The sequence below is a fragment of the Kitasatospora sp. NPDC056327 genome, from assembly GCF_042261735.1.
Taxonomy (GTDB): Bacteria; Actinomycetota; Actinomycetes; order Streptomycetales; family Streptomycetaceae; genus Kitasatospora.
In genome coordinates, this window is sequence record NZ_JBHJRC010000051.1 from 1 (window position 1) to 14,386 (window position 14,386).

At 75.2% G+C, this 14,386-nt stretch carries 9 protein-coding genes; 5 read left to right on the top strand and 4 right to left on the bottom strand.

From position 1 onward, the window contains the following. From ACFCX4_RS10650 to ACFCX4_RS10660, 3 genes are all read right to left on the bottom strand, one after another. On the bottom strand, positions 1-228 hold a 228-nt coding region (locus ACFCX4_RS10650), incomplete at its 3' end, for a hypothetical protein (protein ID WP_376140544.1). 44 nt (positions 229-272) lie between these two features. Beyond that, the gene (locus ACFCX4_RS10655; protein ID WP_376140546.1) at positions 273-1,043 is read right to left on the bottom strand and encodes a BTAD domain-containing putative transcriptional regulator; all 771 of its coding nucleotides are present in this window, start codon (positions 1,041-1,043) and stop codon (positions 273-275) included. 38 nt (positions 1,044-1,081) lie between these two features. Further along, on the bottom strand, positions 1,082-1,840 hold the full coding sequence (locus ACFCX4_RS10660; protein ID WP_376140547.1) for a thioesterase II family protein: 759 nt from the start codon (positions 1,838-1,840) through the stop codon (positions 1,082-1,084). 244 nt (positions 1,841-2,084) lie between these two features. Between ACFCX4_RS10660 and ACFCX4_RS10665 the strand changes: the two genes are divergently transcribed. The 3 genes from ACFCX4_RS10665 (at position 2,085) to ACFCX4_RS10675 (ending at position 5,750) form a co-directional block, all read left to right on the top strand. Further along, positions 2,085-2,840, top strand: a complete 756-nt coding sequence (locus ACFCX4_RS10665) for a 2-oxo acid dehydrogenase subunit E2 (RefSeq protein WP_376140549.1) — start codon at positions 2,085-2,087, stop codon at positions 2,838-2,840. Between the two features lies 1 nt (position 2,841). Further along, complete coding sequence (locus ACFCX4_RS10670) at positions 2,842-3,897, top strand: alpha/beta fold hydrolase (protein ID WP_376140551.1); 1,056 nt, start codon at positions 2,842-2,844, stop codon at positions 3,895-3,897. Between the two features lie 275 nt (positions 3,898-4,172). Next, positions 4,173-5,750, top strand: coding sequence for a DHA2 family efflux MFS transporter permease subunit (locus tag ACFCX4_RS10675; protein WP_376140553.1), 1,578 nt, complete (start codon positions 4,173-4,175; stop codon positions 5,748-5,750). A 176-nt stretch (positions 5,751-5,926) separates the two neighbouring features. On the opposite strand, the gene ACFCX4_RS10680 is transcribed toward ACFCX4_RS10675, so the two are convergent. Next, positions 5,927-9,355, bottom strand: a complete 3,429-nt coding sequence (locus ACFCX4_RS10680; RefSeq protein ID WP_376140555.1) for a BTAD domain-containing putative transcriptional regulator — start codon at positions 9,353-9,355, stop codon at positions 5,927-5,929. Positions 9,356-10,055: 700 nt separating this feature from the next. Here ACFCX4_RS10680 and ACFCX4_RS10685 point away from each other — a divergent pair. Both ACFCX4_RS10685 and ACFCX4_RS10690 read left to right on the top strand, forming a co-directional pair. Then, the gene (locus tag ACFCX4_RS10685) at positions 10,056-12,995 is read left to right on the top strand and encodes an AAA family ATPase (protein ID WP_376140557.1); all 2,940 of its coding nucleotides are present in this window, start codon (positions 10,056-10,058) and stop codon (positions 12,993-12,995) included. 272 nt (positions 12,996-13,267) lie between these two features. After that, positions 13,268-14,386, top strand: coding sequence for a hypothetical protein (locus ACFCX4_RS10690; protein WP_376140559.1), 1,119 nt, complete (start codon positions 13,268-13,270; stop codon positions 14,384-14,386).

The window sequence follows — 14,386 nt, forward strand, 5'->3', positions numbered from 1 at the left end:
GCCCACCTTCACCGCGGCCTTGCTGGACAGCCAGGCTGCGGTGGTGGGCCTGTTCCAGCCCTGCCACCAGAAGATCGCGCATACGGCCGCCGCGGTGAGCACCCCCGCCGCGCCGCCCGGGACCGGCGGGACCCGCGGCCCGCGTGACCCGCAGTCGCCGCCCCGCCCGCGCCACCCGGGAGCGGGAGCGGGAGCGGAACGGCCGAACCCGCCCTGATCGGCGCTCATCAGGGCGGGTTCGGGGTTGCGGGGCGGCGGGGGAGGCCGCGGGGTCAGACGGCGACGAGCTCCAGCGCCTTGTGGTCGGTCCGCAGGATGGCCCGGTGCAGCTCCTGCAGCGGCGTGCACGGCTCCAGCCCCAGCTCGTCGATCAGGGTCTGGCGCGCGGACTGGTAGACCTTGAGCGCGTCCGCCCGCCGCTCGGAGCGGTACAGCGCCAGCATCAGCTGCCGGTGGAAGGTCTCGCGCAGCGGGTTCTCGGCGGTGAGGGTGTAGAGCAGGCCCACCAGCTCCCGGTGCCGGCCGAACTGCAGCTGGGTGTCGACCAGCATCTCCATGCAGTCCATCCGCTGCTCGGTCATCCGGGTGGCGAACCCGCGCAGGATCGGCCCCTGGCCGATGTCCCCGAGCACCGGACCGCGCCACAGGGCCAGCGCCTGCTCGAAGCAGTCGATGGCCTCCTCGAAGCTCCGGTCGCGCAGCCGCCGGCGGCCCAGGTCCGCCAGCTCCAGGAACCGCTGGGAGTCGAGGACGTCGCAGCCGCGCCGCAGCATGTAGCCGGGCGAGCGGGTGACGATCGGGCCCTCGGCGCGGTCGGGGCGGGCGAGGAACTTGCGCACCTCGGAGATGTAGACGTGCAGCCCCGCGCTCGCCCGCCGGGGCAGGTTCTCGCCCCAGATCTCGGCCATCAGCTGGTCGGCCGTCACGACGTGGTCGGCGTTGATGAGCAGGGCCGCGAGCAGGACTTCCACCTTCTGCGCGCTGATGAAGGAGTGGCGCTCCCCGTCCACCACCCGCAGCGTCCCCAAGAGCTCGTACTTCACGGTGCGTTCCCCCTGGTTCTTCCTGGGTCCCGGAGCGCTCAGCCCAGGATCCGCTTGACGGTGGCGGCCACCAGGTCGGTGAGCTCCGGGCCGTGCTGGTCGAGGTAGAAGTGGCCGCCGGGGAACACCCGCAGGTCGAACCCGCCCGTGGTGTGCGCGCTCCAGGCCCCGGCCTCGTCCAGGGTCGCGTGCGGGTCGGCGTCGCCGACCAGCATGGTCAGCGGGCAGTCCAGCCGGACGCCCTCGGCCCGGGCCGTCGGGTAGGTCTCGATCGCCGTGTAGTCGCCGCGCAGGGCCGGCAGCACCGAGGCCATGAAGTCCGCGTCCTCCAGCCACGCCGGGGCGGTGCCGCCGAGCACCCGGAGCTCCTCGATGATGCCGGCGTCGTCGCGCAGGTGGATCGTGCCGCCGCGCAGCCGCGAGGGGGCCGGGTAGCCGGAGGCGAACACCCAGGCCGGCGGGGTGCCCGCGTCCTGGAGGCGGCGGGCCACCTCGAAGCCGAGGACCGAGCCGAAGCTGTGGCCGAACAGCACCAGCGGCCGGTCCGTCCAGCCGCTCAGCGCCTCGGCGGCGGCGTCGGCGATCCGGCCGAGGTCGGTCATCGGGGTCTCGCCGCGCCGGTCCTGACGCCCCGGGTACTGGAGGGCGAGCGTCTCGATCCCGGGCGTGAGCGCCTCCGACATCGGGTAGTAGTAACTGGCGGAACCCCCGGCGTGCGGGAGGCAGACCAGCCGGACGTCGGCCGTGTCGGACGGATGGAAGCGGCGGACCCACTCCCCGCCGGAACTCGTGCTCATCCACGTCTCCCCTCTGAGTCAGCGCCGGAACGGATCCGCCCGCTGCGTCGAACACGCGGAGTCTAGGCAGGCCGCGACGGCACCCGTAACCCCGATCGGTCCCCTACTCGGCCCGTTCCGCCCCCTAGTGCCGACCGTCCCCACGGGCCCTTCCCCGCCCCCGGGTTAAGGGTTGCGCTCGCGGCTTCCCCGGGGTTTAGGCTGCGCCAAGGCCTCCTTTGGCACGGCCGCCCATGGTGGTCGAATGAAGATCACCGCGATCGCCGGGGAACGCCGGCCGACCCTGCACTTCCTCCGGGAGATCCGGTCCGCCTCACCGGTCTTCCTCGGCACCGACATCGACATGAGCGCGGTGCTCCACCACCGCGACACCGTGCACAAGTACTCCTACGTCACCTACGTGCTGCACGCGGCCGCGCGCGTGCTCGCCGAGCACCCCGAGGCCAACGCGGCGATCCGCGGCGCCGGCCGGCCGAGGATCGCCCACCACACCGCGGTGAACGGCAAGTTCACCATGGACCGGACCGTCAACGGCCGGCGCGTCGTGCTGTCCGCGGTGCTCCCCGACCTGGAGCGCACCGGCCTGGCCGGGATCCAGCGGCAGATCGACCACTACCGGGACGGCGACCCCGAACTGATGCCGGAGTTCGCCGGCACCCGGCTGCTGCGCAGGCTCCCCTGGCCGCTGGGCGGGCTGCTGTTCCGCCTCGGGGTCCGGCCGCTCGCCCGCCGCGGCACGGTGCTCGGGACCTTCGCGGTCACCTCGCTCGGCCACCGGCCGGTCGACGACTTCTACTCGGTCGGCGGAACCACCGTCACGCTCGGCGTCGGCCGGGTCGCCGAGCGGCCGGTGGTGCGCGACGCCCGGGTGGAGGCCGCCCCGGTCATGCGGCTCTCGCTCACCTTCGACCACCGGGTGATCGACGGTGCCGAGGCGGCCGACGTCCTGGCCGGTCTCAAGGACGCCCTGGAGAACTTCACGACCGGCGAGGAGGAGTGACGTGAACGACGTCGAGGAACTCAAGCGCTACAGCGGCGTGCACGCCAAGGGCCTGGACATCACCGACAGCGACCGGGTGCTGCGCCGGATCACCCACGACGGCGCCGGCCCCGGCTCCTGGGCCGGCGAGTGGGCGGCCGAGGGCGACCGGCTCACCGTCCGGGGCGAGCACCTGGAGGCCGGCCGCCGCTACCTGATGGCCCGCTTCCCCTACGTGGACGGCGCGGCCCGCCAGGACGCCTACGAGAAGTCCCTGGCCGGCTTCGAGAAGTGGCGCGCCGGGCGGGGCGTCCACCGGCTGGACGTCGACCTGGACGGCAAGCAGATCGGCTGCTGGACGACCGGCCTCTCCGCCACCGACCGCCGGCCGCTGCTGGTGATCATGGGCGGCCACCTGACCCTCAAGGAGCAGTGGGCGCCCGCCCTGCCGGTCTTCGCGCGGATGGGCGTCGCCGTGGTCGCCACCGAGCTGCCCGGCGTCGGCGAGAACGAGGCCCCCTACGACGCGGACGCCTGGCGCTTCCTGTCCGCCGTCCTGGACGCCCTCGCCGACCGCGCCGACGTCACCCGGACCATCGCGCTCGCCATGAGCTTCAGCGGCCACCTCGCGCTGCGCTGCGCCATGGAGGACCGGCGGATCCGCGGCATCATCACGGTCGGCGCGCCGGTGCACGACTTCTTCACCGACGAGGCCTGGCGGCGGCAGCTGCCCCGGGTGACCGTCGACACCCTCGCCCACCTCACCGGCGGCGAAGCCGTCGAGGCCGGCCGGGCGCTGCCCGCCGAGGGACTGGCGGCGCTGGACATCCCGGTCGCGTACGTCGCCAGCCTGCGCGACGAGGTCGTCCCGCGCTCCGACCCGGCGCTGCTGGCCCGCCACGTGCGGGACCTGCGGCTGCTGGAGCACGACGACGTGCACGGCTCCCCGTCCCACGTCGAGGAGAACAAGCTCTGGATGGCCGTGCAGCTGCTGGACATGCTCGGGGTGCGCAACCTGCGCAGCCGGGTGATCGGCCTGATGTACCGGCTCGCCCGCGCCCGCGCCCGGGGCCGCTGAGCCGGCCGCCCGCGCCCCGGCAGTCCCCTCGGCCGTCCCCCTGTCCGTCCCTTCGTCCGTCCCGCTCCCGGGGCCTGCGGCCCCCCTCCCGCACCGCGCGCCACCCCTGCACCAGCCGCGTACCAGCCCACGCGCGGCGCTGTCAGTCCGGTACCAGCCGGGTGCCAGGACCGCCCCGGATCCTGGAACGGTCGGGCACCGGTGGCGGGGGCGGGGAGCCCCCGGTTCCCCCGCCCCCACCGAAAGCACCTGCATCCACAACCCTGGAGGTCGTCGTGACAACCCCCGCACCCTCGCCCCGCCGCTGGTGGGCGCTGGGCGCTTTGGTAGTGAGCGTCCTGGTCGTCGGTCTGGACGGCACCATCATCAACGTGGCCCTGCCGACCCTCGCCCAGGACCTGAGCGCCAGCAGCAGCCAGCTGCAGTGGATCGGCGGCGGCTACCTGCTGACCTTCAGCGTGGCGATGCTTCCCGTCGGCAGGATCGGGGACCGCTTCGGACACAAGAAGCTCCTGCTCGCGGGCATCGTGGTGTTCGGTCTCGCTTCGGTCGCCGGCGCGCTCGTCGACACCTCCAACGCCGTGATCGCGGTGCGCACGGGGCTCGGCGTCGGTGCCGCGATGATCATGCCGATCTCGATGGCCCTGCTGCCGAGGATCTTCGCCAAGGAGGAGCTCTCCAAGGCGATCGCCACCTGGACCGCCGCCGCCGCCATCGGCATGCCCGCCGGCCCGGTCATCGGCGGCTGGCTGCTCAACCACTACTGGTGGGGCTCGGTCTTCCTGTTCAACATCCCGGTCGTCGTCCTGGCGCTGGCCGCCAGCTGGTTCCTGCTCCCGCGCGACGAGACCGCGGCCGAGCGCGCCGCCCGCGGCGAGGACCGGAACCAGCCGTTCGACGCCCTGGGCACCGTGCTCAGCTCGGTCGGCATCACCGCCCTCGTCTACGGCACGATCATGGTGCCCACCGAGGGCTGGGGCGACCCGCTGGTGCTGACCACGCTGATCGTCGGCGCCGCCCTGGTCGTGGTGTTCGTCCTGCACCAGCGCCGCGCCCCGGGCGCCCTGGTGGACCTCAAGCTGTTCTCCGACCGCCGCTTCGCCTGGGGCACCCTCACCGCGGTGTTCGGCAACTTCGCCATCATGGGCATCCTGTTCGTGGTGCCGCAGTTCCTGGAGGCCGTCCAGGGCTTCGACTCCTTCGGCACGGGTCTGCGGGTGCTGCCGCTGATCGGCGGCCTGATGGTCTCCGCCGGGCTCAGCGAGAGCCTGGTGCCCAAGATCGGCGCCCGGGTGGTCGTGCCGTTCGGCCTGGTGGTGCTCGCGGTCGGCGTCTTCCTCGGTGCCAACACCGCGGTCGGCAGCGGCTACGGCTACACCGCGACGTGGCTGGCGGTCATCGGCGTGGGCTTCGGCCTGGCCATCGTGCCGTCCACCAGCATCGTGCTGGCCTCGCTCCCGAAGGACGACACCGGCGCCGGCACCAGCGTGCTGGAGACGCTCCAGCAGGTCGGCGGCGTCCTCGGGGTGGCCGGCCTGGGCAGCCTGCTCAGCGCCGGGTACCTGAGCCGGATCTCGGTCGACGGGATCCCCGAGCCGGCCGCCTCGGCGGTCAAGGACTCGGTGGCGGCGGCCAACGTCGTCGCCGAGGAGCTGCAGGTGCCGGGGCTGATGGAGTCGGCGCACGGCGCCTTCGTCCACGGCATGAGCTCGGTGCTCACCGTCTCCGGCGTGGTCTCGCTGGTCGCGGCCGTCCTCGCCGCGGTCTTCTTGCCCTCGCTCGCCAGGAGCAAGGGCCCCGAGGGCGGCAAGGCCGGGTCCACCGAGCCGAACACCACGGCGGTGGGCGTCTGAGGTCCGAGGAGATCCTCCTGGGACCCCGCGAACCCCTGCCCCGGGCAGCGGCGCCCACCGGACCTCCGGTGGACCCCCGGTGCCGCCCCGGGGCAGGCTCACGCCCGCACGGCCGGCCGGCCGTGCGGGCCGGGGGCGTTCGGGCCGCCCGTCCCGGAGCCCGGGGGCGGCCCGGGTCAGGGCAGCAGGGCGAGCGCGTGCTCGACGGTGGTCCGCCGGCCGCGCTCGTAGGCGGCCTCGAAGGCCTCCGTGCCCAGGGCGCTCGCGGCCGAGACGGTCACCCGCCCCACCTCCAGGCTGCGGGCGGCCCGGTAGCCGTGCAGGGTGTGCGCGGTGCCGAGGAGTTCGGCGGCCCGCTCGTTCTCGCCGCGGGCGGCGGCGAGCGCGGCCAGGCCCTCGGTGGCGGTCGCCAGCGTGCCGTTGTCCGAGACCCGGCGGTCGTGGACGGTGGCCAGCGCCTTGGCGTGCCACTCGGCGGCGGCCGCCAGGTCGTCCTCCTGCTCGGCCAGGCACCCCAGCCGGCTGAAGGTGAGGGCGGCCATCCGGAGCTGGTCGGCCCGCTCGGCGCGCGGGCCGAGCACCTCCAGGGCGCGCAGCAGCGGGCCGCGCGCGGCGGCCAGGTCCCCCGCCCGCCGGGCGAGGTCGCTGAGCGCCAGCAGCCCGGCGACGGCGTTCCCGTGCTCACCGAGCCGTTCGGCGGTGCTCACGCCCCGTTCGAGGTCCTCGCGGGCGCGCACCGGGTCGCCGGCCTCCGCCCGGGCCCGGCCCAGCTGGACGAGGACGAGCGCGCACTGCTCCAGGCCCGCCTCGGCGGTCGCGGAGTCGTAGGCCTCCTCGCCGAGCCGCACGGCCTCGGCGCCGTCGCCCCGGATCAGGGCCAGTTCGAGCAGTCCGCCGATCGCCGCGTTGCGGCCCCAGCGTTCGCCCAGCCGCTGGAACTGCCGGTACCCCTGGCCGAGTTCGGCGGCGGCCTCGTCCAGCCGTCCCTGGCTCAGGGCCACGTGCCCGAGGCCCGCGTGCGCCGTCGCCCGCACCCAGGGGTCGGGGTGCCCGCGGATCTCCAGCAGGCCCAGGCGGGCCTCCGGAAGGTCGCCCAGCAGCAGCGCGGAGCTCGGCCGCACCAGGAACAGCGCCGGGTGCCGCGGCCGCTCGGGCACCCGCTCCAGCGCCGCCGCCACGGCCCGCCGGACGGTGTCCGGGTCCGGCTCCGGGTCCCCGCTCAGGGTGGCCACCAGGACCGCTATGTAGGTGCACATCGCGTAGGCGTCCTCCAGGCCGGGCGGCGGTGTGTCGCCGACCAGCTCGCGGACCGCGAGCGCCCAGCCGCCGGCCTCGGTGGCGTAGTCGCAGATGATCCAGAACCAGACCAGCGCGCCCAGCAGGCGCAGGGCGGTGGCCCGGTCGCCGGTCTCGATGACGTGGCCGAGCGCGGCGTGGTAGTTGTCCCGCTCGGCGCTCAGCCGGGTCGCCCAGCGCAGCTGGTCCCGGCGGCGCAGCTCCGGCTCGGCCCGTTCGGCGAGGGCCAGGAAGCACGCGGCGTGGGCGGCCCGGGCGCGGGCGGCCTCGCCGGACTCCTCCAGCCGCTCGGTGGCGTAGGCCCGGACGGTCTCCAGCAGGTGGTAGCGCACCTCGCCGTCGCCGTCCTCGCCGCGGCCGTCGCCCGAGGCCATCACCAGCGACTTGTCGATCAGCGAGGCGATCAGCTCGACCACGTCGGCGCTGTCGATCACCCGGGCGGCGCCGGCCGGGCCGCCGTGGGGGGCGGGGCCGGTCGGGCCGGTCGCGCCGGGCAGGCCGCCCGCGCCCGTCACGCCGTCGGCGCCCGTCACGCCGTCCGCTCCGGTCGCACCGTCGAGTGCGCAGACCTGCTCGGCGTTCTCGGGCGTGGCACCGCCGGCGAACACCGACAGGCGCCGCAGCACCGCGCGCTCGGCGTCGTCCAGCAGCTCCCAGCTCCAGTCGACGACCGCCCGCAGCGTCCGGTGGCGGGGCAGCGCCGCCCGGTCGCCGCCGCTGAGCAGCCGGAACCGGTTGCCGAGGCGGGCCGAGACCTGGCGCAGGGTCAGCGAGCGCATCCGGGCCGCCGCCAGCTCGATCGCGAGCGGGATGCCGTCCAGCTCCCGGCAGATGCCGACCACCAGCGGCGCACTCGCCGCGTCCACCCGGAAACCGGGCCGCACCGCCGCCGCGCGGTCGGCGAACAGCCGGACGGCGGCGTGCTCCAGGGCCTCCGCCGGCCCGTCCTCCGGGGCGGGCAGCGGCAGCGAGGGCACCGGGCAGAGCGTCTCGCCGGTGATCCCCAGCGGTTCGCGGCTGGTGGCCAGCACCCGGACCTGCGGCGCCCGGGCCAGCAACTGCGCCGCCAGCCGGGCCACCGCGTCCAGCAGGTGCTCGCAGTTGTCCAGGACGAGCACCAGCCGCCGGTTCTCCAGCGCGTCGAGCAGCCGCTCGACGGCGGACAGCACGCCGCCGCGCGGCTCGCCCACCCGCACCACGTCGGGGACCCCGACCGCGGCCAGCACGGCCTGCGGCACGTCGGCGGGCGAACTGACCGGGGCCAGCGGGACGAGCCAGACGCCGTCCGGGCTCTCGTCGACCAGCCCGGCGGTGACCTCCGCCGCCAGCCGGGTCTTGCCGGCGCCGCCGGGCCCGGTGAGGGTCACCAGCCGGGCCGTGCGCAGCAGCCGCCGGACGGTCGCGCGCTCCTCCTCGCGGCCCACGAAGCTGGTCAGCGCGATCGGCAGGTTGGTGCGCCGGGGAGCCCGCGGACCGGCTGTCTCCCCGCTCCCGCCCGCTGCCCCGCCGGGGGCGGGCGCCGCCGGGGCCGGCCGGGCCGGGCCGGCGGCCGGGGCCGCCGCGGGGCGCCCCGCCGGTTCGGTGACCGGCTCGCCCCGCAGGATGGCCAGGTGGAGCGCCGCCAGCCCGGAGGAGGGGTCCACGCCGAGCCGGTCGGCCAGCTCGCGCCGGGTGTCCTCGTAGACGTCCAGGGCGGTGGCCTGCCGGCCGGCCGCGACCAGGGCGCGCATCAGCTGGCCGCGCAGCCGCTCCCGGAGCGGGTGCGCGGTGGTCAGCTCCTCCAGTTCGGCGACCAGGTGGCTGCCCTCGCCGAGCAGCAGATCGGCCTCCACCCGGTCCTCGGTGGCCGTCAGCCGCAGCTCCTCCAGGCGGTTGGCGGTGGCGCTCGCGAACGCGGCGTCGGCGACCTCCGCGAGGGCGGGCCCGCGCCACAGGCCCAGGGCGCGGCGGAGCACCGCCGCCCGCTCGGCGGCACCGGCCGCCCCGCGGGCCGAGGCCACCAGTCGCTCGAACTCGACGGCGTCGATCTCGCCCGGTGCCACCGCGAGCCGGTAGCCGCCGGCCACGGCGGTCACCAGGTCCCGGCCGCCGGCGCCGCGCAGCCGCGACACCAGGGTGTGCAGGGCGTTGCCGGGGGCGGCGGGCGGGGAGGACTCCCACAGGTCCTCGATGAGGCGTTCGGACGTGACGGTGCGTCCCCCGTCGATCGCCAACCGGATCAGCAGGGTCCGAAGCCGCTGTCCGCTCACCTCTACGGGCCGGGCCGCACCGTCCCGCATTTCGAGCGGGCCCAGGATGCCGATACGCACGTGACCAACCTCCGCGGGTCATTGTGCCAGTTGCGGGTCGGAGTTCACCCCTCGTCAGATGACCGCCGGACGGTCGCGGGGTGTCCCGGCCGGGCCGCCGCGCCGCGGCCGGCGGGGCCCGGGGGACCTTCGCCCGGTTTCTGGCATGCGCATGCAAGGAATTCCTTTCCCGGTTAAGGCCCGCTTAATGGGAAGTCCGCATCCAGGGGTGGGCGCCGTCCCGAAATCGCCCCCGGACGGCATCGAATCAATGCGCCGTCCGTGCGCCGGAGTGGGCGCCGTGGCACAATCGCCCCCGGGCATCGCCGAATGGGGCGGCGGTGGGGGCCGAAGGGCGGCCCGGAGGGCGGGAGCCGGTACCGGTGGCCGCCCGTCGCACCGTGAAAGTGCGAGCGGCCGGACGGGCGGCGCGGATTCCGATCGGATCCGACGCCACGTCAGGCCGGCTTCGCCCCAGGGCTTTCCGTTCCCGCGAATCCGCGGGCGTGGCCGGATCCCGCTCTGGCCGCCACCCGGCCGCGAGGCCATCATTCGACCGCGAGCACGAGCGCCACGGCGGAGGCGATTCGTGCTGCCGGTCGGGGAATCAGGGCGCATACCGTCGCGAATGCCGGTCCGGGCCGTGCCCGGAGCGCGCCGATCGCACAGCAGATAAACAACGATACATTCAGTCACCAATGCTAACGGGGGAAGGCACTTGATGTGGTTGGTGGAGAGAGACAGCGAACTTTCCGTGCTGACAAGACTTCTCGAAAGATGCGTCGGCGGCACGGGCTCGGTGGCCGAGGTGACCGGACCGGTCGCCAGCGGTAAGACGGCGCTGCTGCAGGCGCTCGCCGAACGGGCGCTCGGCGCCGGGGCGGTCTTCCTGGGCGCGACCGGCTCACGGGCCGAACGCGACCTTCCGATGGGCCTGGTGAACCAGCTGCTGCACAGCATCGACGTGCCGGCCGAGGGTGTCGACCAGGTGCAGTGGATCGTGGACGGCACGCTCGCCGCCACCCTCTACGAGCACGAGGACCGGCGGCTCGAACCGGGCCTGGAGGGGCTGGAGGCCGGCCCGGCCCTGCCGCCCGCCGCCCTGCACGGGCTCTGCAAGGTGCTGTTCGCCCTGGCCGAGCGGGGCCCGGTGGTCATCGGCATCGACGACGTCCAGTACGCCGATCCCGCCTCGCTGCGCTTCCTGCTCTACCTGGCGCGCCGCCTGGGCAGCACCCGGATCCTCGTGGTGTTCACCCTGTCCCACCGGCTCCAGCCCCACCGGCCGGTGTTCCAGACCGAGTTCCTGCACCACCTGAGCTCGGTGCGGGTCCGGCTCGCCCCGCTCTCGCGGCGCGGCGTCGGCGAACTGCTCGCCGGGCAGCTCGGCGGGCGGCTCGACCGGGAGGCCGCCCGGCGGCTGGCGCCCGACTGCCACCGGATCAGCGGGGGCAACCCGCTGCTGGTCCGGGCCCTGGCGGAGGACTTCCGCTACTCCGCCGCGGACGCCCCGGACGGGCCGGTGCCCGGCGACGCCTTCGGGCGGGCCGTCGCCACCTGCCTCTTCCGCTGCGACGCCACGACCCGCCGCGCCGCCAAGGCGCTGGCCGTGCTCGGCGAGCACGCCACGGTGCCCGTGCTGGCGGAGACGCTCGGCCTGGGCGGCGACGCGGTGGTGGACGTGCTGGCCGGTCTGACGGTCGTGGGCCTGCTGGAGGACGGCGCCTTCCGCCACGGGGCGGTGCGCGCCGCGGTCCTGCAGGGCATGCCGTCCGAGGAACGCGCCGCCCTGCACGCGCGCGCCGCCGGGGCGCTCCACGCCCTCGGCGCCCCCGCCGGCACCATCGGCCGCCACCTGGTCGCCGCCGGTGCCGCGGGGGAGGAGGCCTGGCAGCTGGACACCCTCTGCCAGGCCGCCGCGGAGGCCCTGCAGTCGGACGACGTGACCCTCGCGGTCAGCTGTCTGCGGATGGCGCTCTCGCTGTGCGCCGACCCCGTCCGGCAGGACCGGATCCGGTCCTGCCTGCTGCGCGCCGAGTGGCGGATCAACCCGCTGACCGCCGCCCGTCACCTGCCCGCGCTGGTGTCGGCCGCCCGGGAGCAGCGGCTCGGCTGCCGCGACCGGGTCGGCCTCATCGGCCAGTTGCTCTGGCACGGGCGGCTCGACCAGGCCGCCGAGGTGTTCCACAGCATCAAGGGCCAGCGCAGGCCGGCCGAGGCGGCCCTCAACCCGCCGCAGGACGCCATCGGGATCGCGCTGCTGGCCTCGCAGTCCTTCCCCGAGATGTCCGACCAGCTCCGGCCGGGCGCCCTGGACATCGCGCCGGTCGACGCGACGGTGGCCCGCCACCCGCAGGCCCGCGCGGCCAACGCCCTCGCCGCGGTGCTCACCGCCGGCGCGGAGGTCTCCGCCGCCTCCCCCTCCTCCTCCGCCTCCCCCTCCTCCGCCCTGTCCCCCTCCTCCTCCTCCTGCTCCCTCTCCGCCGGCGACTCCGTCGCCGAGGCCGTCGGCACCGCCGAGGAGGTGCTGCAGGGCAGCCGGCTCGACGACACCACGCTCACCGCCGTCGTCACCGCCCTGATGGCGCTGGTCTTCGCCGGCCGGGCCGACCGGGCCGCCCACTGGTGCCGCGTCCTGAGCACCGGCATCGGCGGCCGGCGCGCCCCCACCTGGCAGGCCCTGCTGGCCGCCGTCCAGGCCCTCGTCCACGTGCGGCGGGGACAGCTGGCCGAGGCCGAGACGGCCGCCCGCACGGCGCTGACGGTGGTGCCCGCCCGGGCCTGGGGCGTCGCCGTCGGCGTCCCGATCGCCGCGGGCCTCCTCGCGGCGGTGCCCGCCGGACGCACCGAGGACGCCGCCGCCTACCTGGGGACGCCCGTCCCGGAGGCGATGTTCGGCACCCCCTGCGGCCTGCTCTACCTGCACGCCCGCGGCCGCTACCACCTGGCCACCAACCGGGTGCACGCGGCGCTCAACGACCTGAACACCTGCGGCGAACTCATGCGGAAGTGGGGGATCGACCTCCCCGCCCTGGTCGCCTGGCGGGTCGAGGTGGCCGACGCCCACCTGCGGCTCGGCCGCGTCCAGGAGGCCGCCGAGCTGCTGCGGGACCAGCTCTCCCGGCTCGGCCCCGGTGACCGCGCGGTCCGCGGCCGCACCCTGCGCTTACTGGCGCTCACCCTGCCCGAGCCCGCCGGGCGGCTGTGCCCGCTGAACGAGGCCGTCGAGCTCCTGGCGGACGGCGTCGACCGCTACGAGCGGATGCTCGCCGTCGCCGAACTCGCCCGCACCCACCGGGCCCTCGGCGACGAGACGGCCGCCCGCCTCCAGGACTGGCACGCCGCCCGGCTCGCCGACCAGTGCGGGGTCCCGCTCCCCGGCGAGCCCTGCGCGGAGCCGTCCGCCGACCCGGTGCCCCCGCACGCACGGGTGCCGCTGCAACGCATCGACCAGGCCGCGCCCGCCGGTGAACTCAGCCACGCGGAACGCCGGGTGGCCGCCCTCGCGGCGGAGGGCCACACCAACCGCGAGATCGCCCTGAAGCTCTACATCACCGTCAGCACCGTCGAGCAGCACCTCACCCGCGCCTACCGCAAACTGCGCGTCAACCGCCGCTCCGACCTCCCCCTCGACCTCCTCCCGGAGACCGCCACCCCCTGACGGCCGCCCCGGCCCCGCACCCCGCCCCACCCCGAGGGGCCCGCTGCCCGCGCCACCCGCCGCGGCCACCGGGCCCCTCGGCGTCCGCCGGGCCCACAGCGGGAAAGCGGCGAGCGGCGGCCGGCGTGTGGGATTCGCCGCGACTGACAACCGCACTGCTGGGAGGGCCCTCTGGTTCGCGTTCCGCAGAGCGCCGTCGCGGGTACGGAGGAAATGGGGGACGTCTTCGGTAAACCCCGGCGGGCAGTGAGCGCCCGACGGTACCCTCGGCCATGCCCTTCACTGAGGATGGACGCCCCCTGATAGCGGTTGTCGGCAGTGCGGCGGAGGACCGCGACTACTCGCCGCCGTTGAAGGACGCCTCGAACGTGAGGGAAGCCTGTCGTCAGCTGGGCCGGGAACTGGCGAGGGTGGGCTGCGACCTGGCCGTCTTCTCCAGCAAGCCGAAGTACGTCGAGCAGCATGTCGTCACCGGCTACGCGGAGGCGTGGGAACCCGGTTCTGCCGGCAAGGTGGTCGGCTTCGCCCCGCGGCACCGGAGTCTCGAGTTCGAACTGCCGGCAGAGTCGGCCCTACCCGTCCATGTGGTTCGCGACACCAGCGGCGAGTGGGAGGTCGGTTACTACCGCACACTCATGGAAGCGGACGGGGTACTCCTGGTCGGTGGCGGGCAGTCGACCAGGGTGGCCGGGATCGTTGCGATGGCGCAGCAGGTTCCGGTGCTGCCGGTGGCCGCGTTCGGCGGCGGGGCCGGTGAGGTCCGGGTGAACCTTGACAAGGTCCGCAACGATGCCCTGGAGGGGGACATCGCGGTCATGGGTGAGGACTGGTCGGCCTCGTCCGCCGAGCGGTTGGTCGCCTCGCTGCTCGGGCAGATCGAGCGGCGGCGCCTCAGGGCGGCAGAGGACGAGCGGTCGGCGTGGTCGGGCCGGTGGCGTGCCGGCGCGGGCACGGTCGTCTCGGCCGTCCTTCTGCTCGCGTCGCTGGCGCTGCTGGTGACCGCGGGCGGTCCGGGCCCGGCAGGTGTGCGGAGCCTGGCGGTGCTGGTAGGGGCGCCACTGTGTGCGGCGGGCGCGGGAGCGGTGATCCGCAATTCCTTCGAGTCCGACGCGGCGTGGGTCCGGGCACTGGTGCGGGGCGTCGGTGCGGGGCTCGTGTCGGTGCTGCTGTACTTCGCTTCGCAACTCCTCGCGGTTCCAGGTCTGTTCGACGCGATCGACGTGCGGCGACTGCTCTTCTTCGCCGTCCCCCTGGGGTTCAGCGCCGGGTTCACGTTCGACCTGGTCTACGAGCGACTGCGGGCCGGAGCGGTTCCCGAGCCGCTTCCGGCGGCTGCTGGCGCCGGCCTGGCAGCTCCGCCCGGCGGAAGCGGGGGAACCGGCAACCGGTGA